A 16919-nucleotide genomic window follows, 5' to 3' on the forward strand; every position below is an offset into this window, starting at 1 on the left:
GGTGACTCGGGCGGACGGACGGTCAGGAGGCGCGGATCCTCGTCCAGCCATCCTGGAAGTAGGTCATGGCCTTGCCCGGATCGATGATGAACTCGGACTTGGTCAGGTCGGCGGCCGGCGCATAGATGGCGGCGTTCTTGACCAGCGACTGATCCTTGACCTTGGCCATCGCGGCCGTGTTCACGCTGGCCAGCTGGGCGTCGTCGGTCAGCTCGGCCGCCACCGCCGGCCGGAGGGTGTAGTTGAGCCACTTGTAGGCGCCGGACTCGTTGTCGGTGCCCTGGACGATCGAGAAGGAGTCGGTCCAGAGCGTGCCGCCCTCGGACGGGATGACGTAGTGCACCTTGGGGTTGGCCGCCACGGCCTTGGCCGACACCGAACCGCTGTAGGCCTCGGCGATGCAGGCGTCACCCGAGCCGACGAGGTCGGCATAGTTGTCGCTGTTGTAGCCGGCGAGCAGCGGCTTCTGCGCGAGCATCTTGTCGGTGGCCTTGGCGATGTCGGACTTCGAGGTCGTGGTCGCCTTCAGGCCGAGGACCTGGAGGCCCGCGATGTACGCCGAGAGCATGTTGTCGAGCATGTAGATCTTGCCCTTGTACTTCGCGTTCCACATGTCCGACCAGCCGGTGACGGGGGCGCCCGTGCAGGACTCGTTGTAGAGGATGCCGGTCGTGCCCCAGGCCCACGGGAGGCTGTATTGGTTGCCCGGGTCGAAGCTCGGGTTCTTGAACTTGGCGGCGAGGTTGCCGAAGCCCTTGAGCTTGGCGTGGTCGATCTTCTCGAGCAGGTTGCGCTGCACCATGAGCTGAACCGCGTACTGGCTGGGCTCGACGACGTCATAGCCGGAGTTCCCCGCGGCGAGCTTGGAGATCATCGTCTCGTTGCTGTCGAAGGTGTCGACGGTGACCTTGATCCCGGTCTCCTTCTCGAAGCCGTTGATCACCGCGTCCGGGATCTCGCCGGCCCAGGCGTAGATCGCCAGCGTGCCGGTGTCGGTGTCGCTGCTGGCGGAGCCACCCGAGGATCCGCAGGCGGACAGGGAGAGGAGCGTGACAGCGGCCAATCCGGCGGCCAGGAGTGCCTTGGTCTTCACAGGTGGTGCCTTTCGGTGGTGCGGTCGGGTGATGGGTGCGTGCCGGACAGACCGCGGCGGTGGGATCCCGGCGGAAGGTGGAGGCGCGGATGGGCTAGGGAGTGTTGGCGAGGATCCGTCGCATCTGCTGGACGCCGACGAGGGCGATGACCAACAGCGTGAACAGGACGAGCAAGGTGCCCAGTGCGTTCATCTCCGGGGTGAGGCCGGTGCGGAGCATCGAGTAGATCCGCAGCGGGAGTGTGGTGGTGCCGACTCCGGAGGTGAAGGTCGAGATCACGATGTTGGAGAAGGACGTGGTGAAGCTGAGCAGGAAGGCGGCGAGCACCGCCGGCCGCAGGAGCGGGAAGAGCACCCGGCGGAAGGTGACCCAGGCGGAGGCGCCGAGGTCGGTCGCCGCCTCGGACAGGCTCGGGTCCAGACCCGAGATGGCGCCGAGCAGCACCAAGGTGGCCAGCGGCAGCACGACGACCACGTGGCCGAGGACCAGAGTCAGCATGCCGGTGGCGATGCCGGCCGAGCTGAAGACCGTGAGCAGGGCGACGCCCAGCACGATCTCAGGCACGATCAGCGGGACCAGGATGGCGCCGAGGAAGAACGCCCGACCGCGCACCCGGAAGCGGACCAGGGCGAAGGCGCTGAGGAAGCCGAGCGCCGTCGCGATCAGCGAGGCCAGCACGCCGACCACCACGCTGGTGCGCAGGGTCTCGAGCAGGCGGGCGTCGTGGAAGAGCTCGACGTACCACCGGCCGCTGACTCCGGGGTAGCGGTAGCTGACCTCCGAGGCGTTGAAGCTGTACACGATCAGCGCCACGATCGGCACGTACAAGAAGACGAGGACGAGCCGGGAGAACCAGCCGATCATGCGCTCCAGGAGCGGTTCCATCAGGCGTTCCTCCACTTCGTGATCAAGCGGGGCAGGCCGGCCACGGCCGCCAGCGAGAGCAGCATCAAGACGAGCACGACCATCGACATCGCGGCGCCGAGCGGCTCGTTGCGAAACTCGGTGTAGAGGGTGACGATCAGGTTGCCGACCAGCGGGTGCTTCCCACCGCCGAGGAGGACGGGGATCACGAAGACGCCGACCGTCGGGACGAAGGTGAGCAGGACCGAGGAGCCGATGCCGCTGGCCGAGAGCGGGATGAAGATGCGCCGATGAATCTGCCAGGAGCCGGCCCCGAGGTCGGCCGCCGCCTCCCGCAGGGCGGGGTCGATGCCACGCATCGAGGCGTAGATCGGGAAGACCGCGACCGGCAGGAAGGCGTAGAGCAGCGACATCACGACGGCGAGCTGCGAGGGCACCAGGGAGTTCGGGTCGAAGCCGAGCAACCGGGCGATCTTGACGTAGGGCCCGCCCGAGCCGAGCAACGTGATCCAGGCGAAGGTGCGCACCAGGAAATCAGTCAGGAACGGGACGATCACCAACATGAGCAGAAGCGGCTGACGACGGACCGGGCGGGTCGAGATCCAGTAGGCGACTGCGTACCCGACGACCAGGCAGACCGCTGCGTTGAGTGCCGCCATGCCGAGGCTGTAGCCCATCATCTTGGCGTAGACGGGGTCGGCCAGCTTCGAGTAGTTGGCCCAGGTGAAGCCGCCCAGGTCACCGCCGAGCGGGTCGCTCAGCTCGAAGCTCTGCCGCGCGATCACCGCCAACGGGAGCACGACCAGCAGGGCGATCACGACGACCGCGGGCAGCAGCAGCGCGTAGCCGACCAGGGATCCGCGGCTCCTCGACGGACCTCCCCCAGCGGGTGCGGTGCTGGTGCTCATGGACGCTCTCTCCTCTCGCAGCCGGTCTCGTACGGATTCGATCTGGCCACCATCGTGGTCCACCGGCGGGCCCCGCGATACGGCTGAGCGCTGCGGATCGCGTGGCCTCTTCGTTTCATGGTGTGGCGTTTCGCAGACCTCTCCCCGGCCACCACCAGCCGACGATCTGTGGTCGCGGTCACACCCGCTGCAGCGGGGCCTCCGTGGACGCCCGCGCGATTCGTAGGCGGTTCTCGACCGTGAGGCGGTCGCGCTGCTGGGCGGCTACCACGGCAACGTGCTGCTCCGATGGGCCCGAAGACCTGCGGCGCGAGAGATTCGGGCTCCGGCAGCGCCAGACGGACGCCCCTAGGGTGGGGCCATGTTCCGCGACCGGGAAGGCGGCGACTGGACCGACGCCGTCGTGCTCGTCGTGCACGCCCATCCCGACGACGAGGTCTTCGCCACCGGCGCTGCCACGATCGCAGCCGCCAATGCCGGTGCCACCGTCCACCTGCGGCTCTTCACCGGCGGCGAGGGCCGTGCCAGCGAGTTGACGACGCCCGCTCTCACCGCTGCCCGACTGCGTAAGGAGGAGAGCCTCGCGGCCTCGACCGGGCTGCTCGGGATCCACGACTGGGACTATCTGGCAGAGCCTGGACGCTGGCACGACACACCACAGGACGCGAAGCGGACGATCGCGACCGCCTCCGGCGAGGTGTTGGCCGGCGCGGTGGTCGAGGCGATCGACGCGCTTGGGCCGGACGTGCTCCTCACGGTCGGCCCCGACGGGCTGACCGGTCATCCGGACCACGTCGCCTGCCACGGTGCCGTCCGACGGGCTCTGGCCCGGTCGGCGCTCCCACCCCGGGTTGCCCTCGGAGCGGTCCTCGACCGGCGGGCCGTCGAACGTGCCCGACACGAAGCCGCGACGACCCTCGGTCGGACGGTTGGATCGGGTCGAGCCATCGGCGCCGCTCTCCGACCGGCCGTGGTCACTGTGACCGGTCCCGACGGGACGGCCGAGCGTCGCCGGAAGGCTCTCGACCGCTACGTCCCCGGTCTCGGCACCGCCGCGTACGCCGACCTCACCGACGAACGTGTCGGCTCGGGCGACTCCGTCCTGCTCCGGTTCGTTCGCGACGTCTCCGGGTGGGATCGCGATCACTTCGTCCGACTTGTCTAACGGCGCGTCGATGCGGCCGTGGTGCTCCGACGCCTCCGGCCACCACGCCCTGAGCTGCCGCGAGGGCGACCACCCGTCCGGATGACCGCCCTCGCGACGTACGTTCCAGCCGATGCAAGCCCATCGGTTGACCGGTGGCGCACCTATTCGGACCGGCCGTATTCATCGCTCGGGGCGGTCGTCGGGCTCCCGGTATCCTCAGACGATGTCTCTCCTAGATCGGATCTCGATCGACCCGGCCGTCGCCCACGGGCGCCCGACGGTGCGCTGACGCGCATGCGCGTCAGCGACGTCCTGGCCTTGCTCGCCGCCGGCGCCGACGAAGCCGAGGTCCTCGAGGACTACCCCTATCTCGCCGCCGAGGACATCAGAGCCTGCCTCGAGTACGCCGCAGCTCAGACCGACCACGCGATCATGACCGCTTCGTAGAACCGTGCGGTTCCTCGTCGACGCCCAGTTGCCTCCGGCGTTGGCCCGGCTCCTGCGTGAGCACGGACACGAGGCCGACCACGTCACCGACATCGGCCCGGGCGATGCGTCGGACGATGGTCTCTGGCGCTTCGCGCTCGCGGATCAAGCCGTCATCGTCACCAAGGACGAGGATCTCTCACACATGATCGCCCGCGGCGGTGAAGCACCCGCCGTGCTCTGGGCGCGGATCGGACACACCCGTCGCGCTGACCTGCTCGCGTGGTTCGAACCGCTCATCGACGAGAGTCGGCATGTTGTGTTCGTCGCGCCACCGTCCGTGGCGTGGCGAGATCCGGCCTTGCTGCCCGTATGGCCAACCCCTGGGAGACTCGGCACATGAACGCCGCTCGATTCGACGCTGCCGCTGTCGCGCGCGCCTGCGAGCGGTTCGGCGTGGCGCGGCTTCGCGTGTTCGGCTCCGCGGTCACGGACGAGTTCGATGCGGACCGAAGCGACATCGACTTCCTCGTCGACTTCCGACCGGAGATCCACGACCTGCTCGGCCACTACCGCGGTCTTCGCGATGAGCTCGCGCGGATCACGGGGCGATCGGTGGACCTCGTCATGTCGGACGCGGTCGAGAACCCCTACTTCGCGGCAACGACCTTCAGCACTGCCCAAGACGTCTAGGCAGCCTAGGTCCGCGGCACTGCTCTGGGATCTGGCCACGGCCATCCGACGGATCGAGGGCTTCGTCGCCGATAAGACCTGGGACGACTACGACGCCGACCTGTTGCTTCGCTCCGGCGTTGAGCGGCAACTCGAGATCGCCGGCGAAGCGATGAGCATGCTCCGAAAGGTCACCCGGACACTGCCGACCGTGTGCCAGATGTCCACAGGATCATCGGCATGCGCAACGTCTTGATCCACGGCTACACCGAGGTGAACAACCTGACCGTCTGGCGTACGGCGACGGAGAACCTCGCCGACGTCCGCACCGTTGTCGATGCGCTCCTCGATGAGGCCGGCCCGCCGCCGACTCCGCCTATCCAGATCTGAATGCCGAGGGCGGCCATCCTCTCGGATGGCCGCCCTCGGCATTGGTGCGTATGTCGCTTTCAGCTACAGCCGCTGGTCGACCCGCAACCCTCGCAGACGTAGCAGGAGCCCGCCGGCCGCATCTTGGTGCCGCAGGTGAAACAGAGCGGGCTGTCCACCGCCATCCCGCTGATCTGCTCGAGCAGCTCGGCCGTGGTGTGCGCGGCCTTCGGCTCGGGCTCGGCCACTTCGGTCTCGTCCTCGACCACGGTGGCGTCCTCGACCGGCGGCGCGGCCGCGGCGACCGGGGCGGGCGCGACCGGGGCCTCCACCAGCTCGGCGGCGGTGGTGCCCTGCTCCAGTGGTTCGTAGGAGCCGGTCTCCAGGTAGCGCTGCCGCTCGTCGGCGGAGTAGATGCCGAGCGCGGCACGCTGCTCGAAGGAGAGGTAGTCGAGCGCCAGGCGGCGGAAGACGTAGTCCAGGATGGACTGCGCCATCCGGACGTCCGGGTCGTCGGTGAGGCCGGCCGGCTCGAAGCGCTGGTTGGTGTACTTGGAGACGAACGTCTCCAGCGGGACGCCGTACTGCAGGCCGATCGAGATCGCGATCGAGAACGCGTCCATCACACCGGCCAGGGTGGAGCCCTGCTTGCCCAGCTTGAGGAAGATCTCCCCCAAGGTGCCGTCCTCGTGCGCTCCGGAGGTCATGTACCCCTCGGCACCGCCCACGGTGAAGGAGGTGGTCCGCGAGACCCGGGACTTCGGCAACCGCTTGCGGGTGGGGGCGTAGACGACCTTCTCCACGACCTTCTCGACGACCTCGGTCGCCGCCTCGATCGCCTCGGTGGCCGACTTCTCGGCCTTCGCGTCGGCCAGCGGCTGACCCACCTTGCAGTTGTCGCGGTAGATCGCGGTCGCCTTGAGACCGAGCTTCCAGGACTCCAGGTAGACGTCCTCGATGTCCTCGACCGTCGCGGTCTCGGGCAGGTTGACGGTCTTGGAGATGGCCCCGGAGAGGAACGGCTGGGTCGCGGCCATCATCCGCACGTGGCCCATCGGCTTGAGCGCCCGCTTGCCCATCGCGGTGTCGAAGACCTCGTAGTGCTCCGGCCGGAGGCCGGGAGCGTCCACGACGTGACCGTTCTCGGCGATGTAGGCGACGATCGCCTCGACCTGCTCGGGCTGGTAGCCGAGCTTGGTCAGCGCCCGCGGAATGGTCTGGTTGACGATCTGCAGCGAGCCGCCGCCGACCAGCTTCTTGAACTTGACCAGCGAGAAGTCCGGCTCGATGCCGGTGGTGTCGCAGTCCATCATGAAGCCGATGGTGCCGGTCGGCGCGAGCAGCGAGGCCTGTGCGTTGCGGAAGCCGTTGACCTTGCCGATCTCCACGACGTCGTCCCAGGCCTTGGTCGCAGCGCTCAGCACGTCGCGGTCGACGGGGTTGACCGAGCGTACGGCGTCGTTGGCGGCCTGGTGCTTGCGCATCACCCGCTGGTGCGCCTCGGAGTTGCGGGCGTAGCCGTGGTACGGACCGACGATCCCGGCCAGCTCGGTCGAGCGCTTGTAGCCGGCGCCGGTCATCAACGAGGTGATCGCCGCCGCCATGGTGCGGCCGCCCTCGGAGTCGTAGCCCAGGCCCAGCGCCATCAGCAGCGCGCCGAGGTTCGCGTACCCGATCCCGAGCTGGCGGTAGTCCCGCGTGGTCTGGCCGATCGCCTCGGTCGGGAAGTCCGCGAAGCAGATGGAGATGTCCATCGCGGTGAAGACCAGCTCGACCGCCTGCTGGAAGCGCACCGAGTCGAAGGTGTCGTCCTCGCGCAGGAACTTCAGCAGGTTGAGCGAGGCCAGGTTGCACGAGGAGTTGTCCAGCGACATGTACTCCGAGCACGGGTTCGAGCCGGTGATCCGGCCGGTCTCCGGGTTGGTATGCCAGTCGTTGATGGTGTCGTCGTACTGCAGGCCCGGGTCGGCGCACTCCCAGGCGGCGACGGCGATCTTGTGGAACAGCTCGCGGGCGTCGACCTCCTCGATCACCTCGCCGGTCTTGCGCGCGCGCAGCCCGAACTTCTTGCCCTCCTCCACCGCGTGCATGAACTCGTCGGTGACGCGCACGGAGTTGTTGGCGTTCTGGTATTGCACCGAGGTGATGTCGGCGCCGCCCAGGTCCATGTCGAAGCCCGCGTCGCGCAACGCTCGGATCTTGTCCTCCTCGCGAGCCTTGGTCTGCACGAACTCCTCGATGTCGGGGTGGTCCACGTCGAGCACGACCATCTTGGCCGCCCGACGGGTGGCACCACCGGACTTGATCGTGCCGGCCGATGCGTCGGCGCCGCGCATGAAGGAGACCGGCCCGGAGGCGGTGCCACCGGAGGAGAGCAGCTCCTTCGACGACCGGATCCGGGACAGGTTCAGACCGGCGCCCGAGCCGCCCTTGAAGATGAAGCCCTCCTCCCGGTACCAGTTCAGGATCGAGTCCATCGAGTCGTCGACGGAGAGGATGAAGCAGGCGCTGACCTGCTGCGGTGATGCCGTGCCGACGTTGAACCAGACCGGGGAGTTGAACGCGAAGTACTGGTGGACCAGCAGCCAGGTCAGCTCGTGCTCGAAGACCTCGGCATCCGCCGCGGTGGCGAAGTAGCCCTCCTCGACGCCGGTGGCGACGTAGGTGTGCACCACCCGGTCGATGAGCTGCCTCAGGCTGGTCTCGCGGGCCTCGGTGCCGAGCGCGCCGCGGAAGTACTTGGTGGTGACGATGGTCGAGGCGTTGACCGACCAGAAGTCCGGGAACTCCACGCCACGTTGCTCGAAGACCGTCTCACCGGTCTTCCAGTTGGTCTGGACGACGTCCCGGCGCTCCCAGCTGATCTCGTCGTACGGATGCACGCCCGCGGTGCTGAACACCCGCTCGACGTGGAGCCCGGCCCCCGCCGGACGCTCCGCCGGCATGGCCTGCGCCTGAGCCTCGGCGCCACTCACCGTCTCGGTCATTGTGTTCCCCCTGGTTGCAGTCTGCTCGTGTGTTGGGTGGAAGGACTGTTCTGAATCGGCATCGATTGGGTGCCCGGGCAGGCTCGCTTCCCCACGGCCTGCCCGGGCGTCTGTGGTCAGCCGGAGACGGCTGAGTCGGGGGCCGGATCGGACGCATCGGGCGCGCGATGGAGCTCCCGCTCGGTGCGCAGCATCGCAATCTCGTCCTCGAAGTCATCCGCGGAGGCGAACTGGCGGTACACGCTGGCGAACCGCAGATAGGCCACCTCGTCCAGCTCACGCAGCGGCGCGAGGATCGCCATCCCGACCTCGTGCGCCGGGACCTCGGCGTAACCGCCGCTGCGCAACGCGTCCTCCACCGTCTGGCCCAGGCAGGCCAGCTGGTCCTCGGTCACCGGTCGGCCCTTGCACGCCTTGCGGACGCCGCCGATCGCCTTGTCCCGGTTGAACGGCTCGGTGGCCCCCGACCTCTTCAGCACCGTCAGCTGCATCAGCTCCACGGTGGTGAACCGCTTGTCGCAGGCCTGACAGATCCGACGGCGCCGGATCGAGCCGCCATCCTCGGCCACGCGGGAGTCGAGCACCTTGGTGTCGGTGTGCCGACAGTACGGACAGTGCACTGGATCCCCTTCCTGCGTTGCCTGTGGATAACTCGCCCGGCCAGCGCCGCGTCCCGCACGGAACCCGGACCGATCTCAGTGGGTCGACCCGGATTCGGCTGTGGACAACCGATCCCGAGCTGTGTGAAATCCGCTCCCGAATGTGAACTAGATGTGGATAACTACACCGTTGTAACTACTAGATGTAGTGGTAACCGTACGCCGCGTCCCGGGCGTATGCAAGCGTGCGATCCGCGTCCCGGCGTGTCTCGGCACTTCCCGGCGCATCCGAGCTCGAGCCTCGCCCGCGGTCGTCCGGACCCGGGTCGGCCACCCATGTCCCCGGACACCGCGATCCCCAGTCCACGTTCGAACATATTTTCGCTCAGGTCCTTGCATCTCTTCGAACACGTGATCTACCATCGATCATACGTTCGATCGAACTAGTGATCGACCACCGGGATCCGAGAGCTCCGCAGCGTCGGCGCAAGACCGGCGCAGAACTGTCGGTCCCGGGCGATAGACAGACGATCGCCACCACTTCCCCAGGAGACGTCGATGAGCACCATCACCGCCCAGCAGTTCCGGATCCCCCGCTCGTCCGGCGCATCGCGCCGCCCGAGCGTGCGACTGACCCGGCGCGGCCGATTCGTGGTCGTCGCCCTGACGCTGATGACGCTGTTCGCGATCGGCATCCTCGGCGCGAACATCGCCGACGCGACGTCGCACGGCGGGCCGTCGCAGACGCACGTCGTCACCGTGACCCCGGGCGACACGCTGTGGGACATCGCCTCGGAGGCGGCCGACGGAGGCGACGTACGCGCGATGGAGCAGCGGATCCTCGACCTCAACGGCCTGACGGACTCGATGCTGTTGTCCGGCCAGCGGCTGCAGGTCCCGAACTGAGCCTCGGCCCGAACGGGCCGCACATGCCGCCGCCGGTTGCCTCGACCCCAGCCGGCGGCATCACCGGGGAAGACGAGAGGCGGGGCTGCCCGGCAGCCCCGCCTCTCGCATGCATCGATCGGGTTCGGTCAGCTCGATCGGCCGGTCAGGCGCGGTGCCGGTGCGATCCGCCCCCCGGAGTCGGGGGGTACGGCGTTCGCACCGTCGCCTGCCCGGCGCCCGACTGGTCGGCCGACCGACCACCGGATGGGTTTCCGTCGGCGCCTCCCGGCTCCCCCGGGGCGAACCGATCCCATTCCGGCGGACCCGGCTGCTGAGCGACCGCCGCGGGCGGCGGCCGCGAGTCGCCCAGCAACCGCATCACCCGGGCCACCATCATCAACCCGGCGAACAGGCACGCCACCGCCCCGACCGCCGCCAGCGCCAGGAAGGCCCACGCCGCGGAATCGCCGTCGCGCGCGTCGCCGCCGAAGTCGATGGCGAGCCACACCAGGTAGCCCCACGCCGCGACGAGCACCGTGACGGCCACCGCGTAACCGAGGATCAGCGGCCTGAATCGGCGCTTCGGTCGCTCGCCACGTCTCGCCCCCGCGCGCTTCCCCCCTGACTTGGCCGCCACAGGCTCATTGTGTCTGATCGCCAAACCTCCCGCACGTTCGACGACCTCCTCGAGGCCCTCTCCGCAGTCCGTGCCGCACCTTCACGCCGCATTCTCCGCCGACACGCTTCGAACAGATGTTTGAAGTCGGCCGGGCTCAGGTCTACCGTGGCAACCATGACAACCCAACCTCCGACGCGCACACGCACCACTCGTGGCGGCAGCGTTCGCGAGCTGCCCGACGGCCCGCCCGACGGCACCGGCCTGACGCCGCGCCAGCAGCGGATCCTGTCCCACCTGCGCGACTGCATCGAGAAGAAGGGCTACCCACCGAGCATGCGGGAGATCGGCTCGGCGGTCGGTCTGACCAGCACGAGCAGCGTGGCCCACCAGCTGAAGGTGCTCGAGCAGAAGGGCTTCATCAAGCGCGATCCGCACCGGCCCCGTGCACTCGAGGTGTTCCTGCCCGAGGTGCTCGCGGCACGCAAGTCGATCTCCGCCGCCGAGGAGACCGCCTTCGACGAGACCGACGTGGGCGATCTGAGGCCGGAGGCCTCCTACGTGCCGCTGGTCGGCCGGATCGCCGCCGGCGGACCGATCCTGGCGGAGGAGACCTCCAGCCGGCAGAGCTACGAGGACATCTTCCCGCTGCCGCGACAGCTGGTGGGCGATGGCCAGCTCTTCCTGCTCTCGGTCTCCGGAGACTCGATGGTCGACGCCGCGATCTGCGACGGCGACTATGTGGTCGTGCGCCAGCAGGGCGTCGCGGAGAACGGCGAGATCGTCGCCGCCATGATCGACGGCGAGGCCACCGTGAAGACCTTCCAGCGCCGGGACGGGCACGTCTGGCTGCTGCCGCACAACGAGGCCTACGACCCGATCGACGGCACCCATGCCACCATCCTCGGCAAGGTGACAGCCGTCCTGCGTAGCCTCTGAGGGGTTTCCTTGCGGTGTACCGGGGTAAACCCCGAGGCACTCCGGAGTCTTCTCGGTCTAACCTAGGAGACTCACAGCATCTCAATCGGCGGGGGCGACGTGCAGGAGCAGACGACCGGCGGGAGGACCGCTCCGGAGTCGATGCCAGGCACCGCCATGATCGAGACCGGCGACGTCGCCACGACGTCCCCGCCGACAGCGGCGCCGCGGTCGTGGTGGCAGCGGCTGGCCGGCGTACGGGCCGGGGTCCGCGAGCTGCTCCTGATCACGGTGCTGTACGTCGCTTACACCGGCTCGCGCCTCTTCGCCAGTGACAACCGCGAGGAGGCGATGACCCGTGCCCATCAGCTGCTGCACATCGAGCAGGCCATCGGGCTGGACTGGGAGCGCGCGCTCAACAGCTTCTTCGTCGACCACGGCACCATCGGCCTGCTGGCCTGCTACTGGTACTCCACGGCGCATTACATCCTGACCCTGGGCGTGCTGATCTGGCTCTACGCCCGGGGCCGCGAGCGGTACTTGCCGGCCCGCCGGGCGCTGGTGATCGGCACCGCACTGGCCTTGGCGCTCTACCTGATGCTGCCCACCGCGCCGCCCCGGTTCCTGCCGCACGAGTACCACGACATCCTGCTGCTGCACGCGGACCAGGGCTGGTGGGGGGCCGACGCGTCGGCCCCCAAGGGGATGGGTGACCTGACCAACGAGCTGGCCGCGTTCCCCTCGCTGCACTGCGGCTGGTCGCTGTGGGTGGCGCTGGTGGTCACCCGCAATGCTCGCTCCCGCATCGCCAAGGTGCTCGCCTGGCTCGGTGCGCTGCTGACCGCCGTGGTGGTGGTGGGCACCGGCAACCACTGGACCCTGGACGTAATCGTCGGCTGGATTGTGATCGTTGCGGGCGTGGTGGCCGTCTCGGCCTTTACCTCAGGGCCTAGACTGCCAGCGGCCGTTGGTGCATCCGGTGAGCGATCGGGGGGTCGCTCCTCGGGTTGAGTCACTCGCCGGACACCGGTGGCCTGACCTGCCCTCGACCGTCTGGTATCTCATGCGATCCCTTCCCCGTCCAGCTGTTCTGCTGACCGTAGCGGCGCTCGCCGTCGTCTCCACCGCGGCAGCCACCGTGCCGGCCTCGGCCGCATCGACGAGGCACCATGCGGAGGTGGTGGGCACGGTGCAGGCCAGCGGCGTCGCGACCGACGACGACACCTCCACGCCGGACGCGGTCAACGCCCTCGAGGACGCTCAGGAGGCCGTGTCGACCAAGACCCCCGAAGACGCCCAGGACCAGCTCGCCGACGACTCCGGGCAGGACGCGACGATGGCGCTGACCAGTCTGTGGCGCCAACGCGGCGAGCTCAACGAGAGCGACAAGGCGCAGGCGGCCAAGGTGCTGGCCCGGCCCTCGGCGAGCAAGCGCATCTGCAACACCGCCCAGAAGGTGTGCGTGCACTACGGGTCGAGCACGACCACGGCCTGGGCGAAGAAGACCCTCGCCGTCGTCGCACACGTCAGCAAGACCTACGTCAAGGCCGGTTACCGCCGTCCGGTGGGTGACGGCAGCACCGGCGGCAAGACCAACTACATGGACGTCTATCTCAAGGACGTCGCCTCCCAGGGCTACTACGGCTACTGCGTGCCGGACCAGCAGAAGGCCGGCCCGAAGGGGTCCCACGTGGCGACCGCGTACTGCGTGCTCGACAACGACTACTCCTCCACGCAGTACCCGAGCAACACGCCGCTGCAGAACCTCAAGGTGACCGCGGCGCACGAGTACTTCCACTCCGTGCAGTTCGCCTACGACTACAACGAGGACACCTGGCTGATGGAGGGAACGGCGGTCTGGGCCGAGGACCAGCTGTACACCAACATCAACGACAACCTGCAGTACCTGCCCTACGGGCAACTCAAGCGCCCGCGGACCTCGCTCGACAAGACGACCACCTTCGGCGTCTACGGCAACTGGATCTTCTTCCGCTACCTGACCGAGCACTTCAAGAGCAAGAAGGGCTCGCTGCCGTCGTTGATCCTCGGCATCTGGCGTCGCGCGGACAGCTCCCGCGGCAGCAGCCACGACCAGTACTCCGTGCAGGCGATCAGCAAGACCCTGGCGGCTCGCGGAAGCAGCCTGAAGAAGATGTACGCCGCCTTCACCGAGGCCAACCACCACCCGAAGGTCAGCTACCGCGAGGGCAAGGCCAACAACTACCCGATCGCCCGCATCACCGGCCAGACCAAGCTCTCGAAGAGCAAGAAGAAGGCCTCCGGAAGCTTCAAGGTCGCCCACCTCGCCTCGGCCAGTGAGCGGGTGAACCGGGGCTCGCTGTCCGGGGGCTGGAGCCTCAAGGTCCGCGTCAAGCTCGCCAAGCCGACCGTCAGCGTGGCCAAGGTGACCGTCTACCGCGCCGGGCATCCGCACGTCCGCTCGGTCAAGCTCAACAAGCACGGTGCGGGTTCGGTCGTCGTCGGCTTCGGCGCCTCGGTCACGAAGGTGGAGATCACCCTGGTCAACACCGGCCACGGGTTCAAGAAGTGTGGCAACGACACCGCCTACGCCTGCGGTGGCAAGCCCACCACCGGCCACCTCAAGGAGGCCTGGAGCACCAAGCTGGTCAGGAGCTGACGCCGGCGGCCAGGCGCGCCAACGCCTGGCGGGCGACGGCCGGGTCGGTCGTCGCCCACATCGGCGGCAGCGATGCCTTGAGGAACGCGCCGTAGCGAGCGGTGGCGAGTCGCGGGTCGAGGATCGCCACCACTCCTCGGTCGGTGGTGGTGCGGATGAGCCTGCCGGCGCCCTGCGCCAGCAGCAGCGCCGCGTGGGTGGCCGCCACCTGCATGAAGCCGTTGCCGCCGGCACGATCGGCGGCGCGTTGCCGAGCTGACATCAGCGGGTCGTCGGGTCGCGGGAACGGGATCCGGTCGATCATCACCAGCTGGCAGGTGTCACCCGGCACGTCCAGGCCCTGCCACAGGCTCAGGGTGCCGAACAGCACCGTGTGCGGGTCGGCGAGGAACTGGGCGGCGAGCTCGGGCAGCTGCGCGTCGCCCTGCGCCAGGGTGGTCAGGTGTGGCAGCCGGGCCCGCACCACCTCGGCGGCGGCCTCCGCCGCCCGCCTGCTGGAGAACAGCCCCAGCGCGCGCCCGTCGGCGGCGTCGACCAGGTCGACGATCTCGGCCAGGCAGGCCTCGCCGAGACCGTCGCGCCCGGGCGGCGGCAGATGCCGGGCGACGTACAGGATCGCCTGCCGGGCGTAGTCGAACGGACTGCCCACGTCGATGCCCACCCACGGCAGCCGGTCGCCGGTGCGCGGCTGGGGAGAGCCGGGCTCGGTCCGCTCGTCCGCCTTCAGCCCGAGCGAGCCGGCCACCGGCCCGAAGTCCCCACCGAGCTTGAGGGTCGCGCTGGTGAACACGACCGTCTTCTCGGTCAACAGCTTCTCCCGCATCTGCGCCCAGACCTGCAGCGGCGCGATGCACAGTCGCGGCGGGATCCGCTCGGTGCCCTCGGCCAGCCAGAGCACGTCGGCCTCACTGGACGCCGCCATCCGCTCGGCGATCGTGAAGACCTCCTGGACCGTGCCGCGGGCCTGCTGCAGTCCGGCGTCGGGCGCGTCGCCGTCGCTGCTCTTCGGGTACGCCGACATCGCCGCCCGGGCGGCGTCACGCACCAGCGCGAGGGCGTCCGCGATCGCCTCCGGGATCTCGTCCAGCCGGCCCGGCCGCGCCTCGCCCAGCGCCGCCCGCAGCGTGTCGCCCGCGTCGGCGAGGTCGTCGGCCTCGGTGCCGTCCACGTGACGCTGGGAGCGGCGCGCCGCCCGCTCCACCTCGGGGGCGGACAGCTCGGCGGTGGCGGCCTGGGTGACCCGGGCGACCAGCTCGTGCGCCTCGTCGACCACCACCGCGTCGTACTCCGGGATCATCGGGATGCCCTCGATCGCGTCGATCGCCAGCATCGAATGGTTGGTGACGATGACGTGGCTGCCGTGCGCCTTCTCCCGGGCCACCTCGACGAAGCACTCCTCGCCGAACGGGCACTTGGCCGCGCCCAGACAGTCCCGGTGCCCGACGCTCACCTGGCGCCACTCGCGGTCGGTGTGCCGCGGCGCGGCGTCGCGCTCGCCCGAGCCACCGTCCTCGGCCTGCTTCTCCGCCCACGTGCGCAGCTCGAGCACCTTCGAGGCCATCGGCCCCAGCGGCACGTCGACCAGCGTGCCCTGGTCGTCCGGGACCCCCTCACGGATGCGGTGCAGGCAGGCGTAGTTGCTGCGCCCCTTGAGCACCGCGAACCGGCCGTCCACCCCCGGTCTGGCGCCGATCGCCTCGACCAGCCGCGGCAGGTCGCGTTCGACCAGCTGGTGTTGCAGGGCCAGCGTCGCGGTGGCGACCACCACCCGCTGGTCGTGCAGCAGCGCGGGGACCAGGTAGGCGAGCGACTTGCCGGTGCCGGTGCCGGCCTGGACCACCAGGTGCTCCTGGTCGCCCAGCGCGCTCGCCACCGCCTCGGCCATCCTCACCTGGCCGGCACGCTCGTGACCGCCGAGTGCCTCGACGGCCGCGCCGAGTGCCTCCGCGACCGGGGTCGTCGTCTGCTCGGCACTCACCGCTGCACCCTACCCAGGGCGGCGATCCGGCGGGCGACCGTCCTGCCGAAGATGCGGTGCCCGGCGACCGTGGGATGCAGCCGGTCCGGCAGGTAGGTCAGCGTGAGGTCGAGGGTGCGGATGTAGTCGACGCCGGCACGCTCGGCGAGTCGGTGCAGCAGCCGATCCACCCGGAACACCGCGTTGCCGCGTCGCGGCGCCCGCGCCGGACCGACGATCACCACCCGGTAGCCGGCCAGCTCGTGCATCAACCGCCGGAAACCGCTGGTGATGGCGGCGGTCGAACGCCCCACGTCGTTGATGCCGCCCTCGACCACGACCAGCGAGGCACCCTGGCGCAGCGCGTTGGCAGCACGGTCGGCGAAGGAGACCTGACCGCAGCGGGCCATGTCGCGCTCGGCGAACCCGGAGCCCGGGAAGGCGGAGACGTGCACCCGACCGTGCAGATACACCGGCCAGGTCAGCCGCAGGCTGGGCAGGTGCCGGCCCACCGACCAGGAGTCCCCGATGACCACCACCCGCGGGCCGTGTCCGGTGACCAGCGCGAGCCGTTGCGCGGCCCGGGCCCGGTAGGTGGCGCAGATGCTCTGCGCGACCTCGGGCTGGAGGTTCGCGGCATGGTGGGCCCGGTCGTCGTTGCCGCACGCGGCCAGCACGGTGCCGGCGATGAGTACCGCCAGGGCACAACTGATCCAGGCCCTGACCGCACGCATGGCCAGCATGATCCCCCGAACCGGGCCCGGATCCAGGGAGGACGCCCCGAGAGAGTCCGTCGATCTGGACACAGCCGACCGCCCCGCGACCGCACCCCCGGG

Annotated in this window: 18 protein-coding genes; 10 read left to right on the top strand and 8 right to left on the bottom strand. The window is 69.2% G+C overall.

The annotated features are described in order from the left end of the window. Positions 1–22 precede the first annotated feature (22 nt). From QM638_RS10180 to QM638_RS10190, 3 genes are all read right to left on the bottom strand, one after another. A complete protein-coding gene (locus tag QM638_RS10180; protein WP_415141856.1) occupies positions 23–1093 on the bottom strand; it encodes an ABC transporter substrate-binding protein in 1071 nt (356 codons plus the stop codon). Between the two features lie 94 nt (positions 1094–1187). Next, positions 1188–1979, bottom strand: a complete 792-nt coding sequence (locus tag QM638_RS10185; RefSeq protein ID WP_415141857.1) for an ABC transporter permease — start codon at positions 1977–1979, stop codon at positions 1188–1190. Then, on the bottom strand, positions 1979–2866 hold the full coding sequence (locus QM638_RS10190) for an ABC transporter permease (protein ID WP_415141858.1): 888 nt from the start codon (positions 2864–2866) through the stop codon (positions 1979–1981). The genes QM638_RS10185 and QM638_RS10190 overlap by 1 nt, the downstream gene beginning before the upstream one ends. A 361-nt stretch (positions 2867–3227) precedes the next feature. Between QM638_RS10190 and QM638_RS10195 the strand changes: the two genes are divergently transcribed. The 6 genes from QM638_RS10195 (at position 3228) to QM638_RS10220 (ending at position 5501) form a co-directional block, all read left to right on the top strand. Then, entirely contained in the window at positions 3228–4031 is an 804-nt protein-coding gene (locus QM638_RS10195; protein ID WP_415141859.1) for a PIG-L deacetylase family protein, read from the top strand. Positions 4032–4307: 276 nt separating this feature from the next. After that, complete coding sequence (locus QM638_RS10200; protein WP_415141860.1) at positions 4308–4460, top strand: DUF433 domain-containing protein; 153 nt, start codon at positions 4308–4310, stop codon at positions 4458–4460. Between the two features lie 4 nt (positions 4461–4464). Further along, entirely contained in the window at positions 4465–4842 is a 378-nt protein-coding gene (locus QM638_RS10205; RefSeq protein ID WP_415141861.1) for a DUF5615 family PIN-like protein, read from the top strand. Beyond that, a complete protein-coding gene (locus tag QM638_RS10210) occupies positions 4839–5132 on the top strand; it encodes a nucleotidyltransferase family protein (RefSeq protein ID WP_415141862.1) in 294 nt (97 codons plus the stop codon). The genes QM638_RS10205 and QM638_RS10210 overlap by 4 nt, the downstream gene beginning before the upstream one ends. Continuing rightward, positions 5026–5367, top strand: a complete 342-nt coding sequence (locus QM638_RS10215; RefSeq protein WP_415141863.1) for a DUF86 domain-containing protein — start codon at positions 5026–5028, stop codon at positions 5365–5367. The genes QM638_RS10210 and QM638_RS10215 overlap by 107 nt, the downstream gene beginning before the upstream one ends. After that, positions 5325–5501 carry a DUF86 domain-containing protein gene (locus QM638_RS10220; RefSeq protein WP_415141864.1) on the top strand — a complete coding sequence of 59 codons (177 nt, stop codon included), beginning with the start codon at positions 5325–5327 and terminating at the stop codon, positions 5499–5501. The genes QM638_RS10215 and QM638_RS10220 overlap by 43 nt, the downstream gene beginning before the upstream one ends. 59 nt (positions 5502–5560) lie before the next feature. Here QM638_RS10220 and QM638_RS10225 read toward each other — a convergent pair whose 3' ends face one another. Beyond that, positions 5561–8467, bottom strand: a complete 2907-nt coding sequence (locus QM638_RS10225; RefSeq protein ID WP_415141865.1) for a vitamin B12-dependent ribonucleotide reductase — start codon at positions 8465–8467, stop codon at positions 5561–5563. Between the two features lie 116 nt (positions 8468–8583). After that, positions 8584–9087, bottom strand: coding sequence for a transcriptional regulator NrdR (gene nrdR, locus QM638_RS10230; RefSeq protein ID WP_415141866.1), 504 nt, complete (start codon positions 9085–9087; stop codon positions 8584–8586). A 537-nt stretch (positions 9088–9624) separates the two neighbouring features. Here nrdR and QM638_RS10235 point away from each other — a divergent pair. After that, positions 9625–9972: a LysM peptidoglycan-binding domain-containing protein gene (locus QM638_RS10235; protein WP_415141867.1), complete on the top strand. Its 348-nt coding sequence runs from the start codon at positions 9625–9627 to the stop codon at positions 9970–9972. 145 nt (positions 9973–10117) lie between these two features. On the opposite strand, the gene QM638_RS10240 is transcribed toward QM638_RS10235, so the two are convergent. Next, entirely contained in the window at positions 10118–10501 is a 384-nt protein-coding gene (locus QM638_RS10240; protein WP_415141868.1) for a hypothetical protein, read from the bottom strand. A gap of 246 nt (positions 10502–10747) precedes the next feature. On the opposite strand from QM638_RS10240, the gene lexA reads away from it, so the two are divergent. The 3 genes from lexA to QM638_RS10255 all read left to right on the top strand — a co-directional run bounded on the left by lexA (position 10748) and on the right by QM638_RS10255 (position 14126). Beyond that, on the top strand, positions 10748–11509 hold the full coding sequence (gene lexA, locus QM638_RS10245) for a transcriptional repressor LexA (protein WP_415141869.1): 762 nt from the start codon (positions 10748–10750) through the stop codon (positions 11507–11509). A gap of 141 nt (positions 11510–11650) precedes the next feature. After that, positions 11651–12499, top strand: a complete 849-nt coding sequence (locus QM638_RS10250; RefSeq protein WP_415141870.1) for a phosphatase PAP2 family protein — start codon at positions 11651–11653, stop codon at positions 12497–12499. A gap of 166 nt (positions 12500–12665) precedes the next feature. Then, positions 12666–14126, top strand: a complete 1461-nt coding sequence (locus tag QM638_RS10255; RefSeq protein WP_415141871.1) for an MXAN_6640 family putative metalloprotease — start codon at positions 12666–12668, stop codon at positions 14124–14126. Here the strand turns inward: QM638_RS10255 and QM638_RS10260 are convergent. Together QM638_RS10260 and QM638_RS10265 are read right to left on the bottom strand one after the other, a co-directional pair. Beyond that, a complete protein-coding gene (locus tag QM638_RS10260; RefSeq protein WP_415141872.1) occupies positions 14116–16104 on the bottom strand; it encodes an ATP-dependent DNA helicase in 1989 nt (662 codons plus the stop codon). The two genes, QM638_RS10255 and QM638_RS10260, sit on opposite strands and share 11 nt — an antisense overlap. Further along, a complete protein-coding gene (locus QM638_RS10265; RefSeq protein WP_415141873.1) occupies positions 16101–16817 on the bottom strand; it encodes an SGNH/GDSL hydrolase family protein in 717 nt (238 codons plus the stop codon). The genes QM638_RS10260 and QM638_RS10265 overlap by 4 nt, the downstream gene beginning before the upstream one ends. Positions 16818–16919: the final 102 nt, after the last annotated feature.

The organism is Nocardioides sp. (assembly GCF_047606145.1).
GTDB lineage: Bacteria > Actinomycetota > Actinomycetes > Propionibacteriales > Nocardioidaceae > Nocardioides.

What these genes read in the sequence shown, in the direction of transcription:
- QM638_RS10210 (WP_415141862.1), top strand. Translation starts at nt 4,839, where the DNA reads ATGAACGCCGCTCGATTCGACGCTGCCGCTGTCGCGCGCGCCTGCGAG.
- QM638_RS10190 (WP_415141858.1), bottom strand. Translation starts at nt 2,866, where the DNA reads ATGAGCACCAGCACCGCACCCGCTGGGGGAGGTCCGTCGAGGAGCCGC.
- lexA (WP_415141869.1), top strand. Translation starts at nt 10,748, where the DNA reads ATGACAACCCAACCTCCGACGCGCACACGCACCACTCGTGGCGGCAGC.
- QM638_RS10235 (WP_415141867.1), top strand. Translation starts at nt 9,625, where the DNA reads ATGAGCACCATCACCGCCCAGCAGTTCCGGATCCCCCGCTCGTCCGGC.
- QM638_RS10265 (WP_415141873.1), bottom strand. Translation starts at nt 16,817, where the DNA reads ATGCGTGCGGTCAGGGCCTGGATCAGTTGTGCCCTGGCGGTACTCATC.
- QM638_RS10200 (WP_415141860.1), top strand. Translation starts at nt 4,308, where the DNA reads ATGCGCGTCAGCGACGTCCTGGCCTTGCTCGCCGCCGGCGCCGACGAA.
- QM638_RS10195 (WP_415141859.1), top strand. Translation starts at nt 3,228, where the DNA reads ATGTTCCGCGACCGGGAAGGCGGCGACTGGACCGACGCCGTCGTGCTC.
- QM638_RS10225 (WP_415141865.1), bottom strand. Translation starts at nt 8,467, where the DNA reads ATGACCGAGACGGTGAGTGGCGCCGAGGCTCAGGCGCAGGCCATGCCG.
- QM638_RS10185 (WP_415141857.1), bottom strand. Translation starts at nt 1,979, where the DNA reads ATGGAACCGCTCCTGGAGCGCATGATCGGCTGGTTCTCCCGGCTCGTC.
- QM638_RS10250 (WP_415141870.1), top strand. Translation starts at nt 11,651, where the DNA reads ATGCCAGGCACCGCCATGATCGAGACCGGCGACGTCGCCACGACGTCC.
- QM638_RS10215 (WP_415141863.1), top strand. Translation starts at nt 5,026, where the DNA reads ATGAGCTCGCGCGGATCACGGGGCGATCGGTGGACCTCGTCATGTCGG.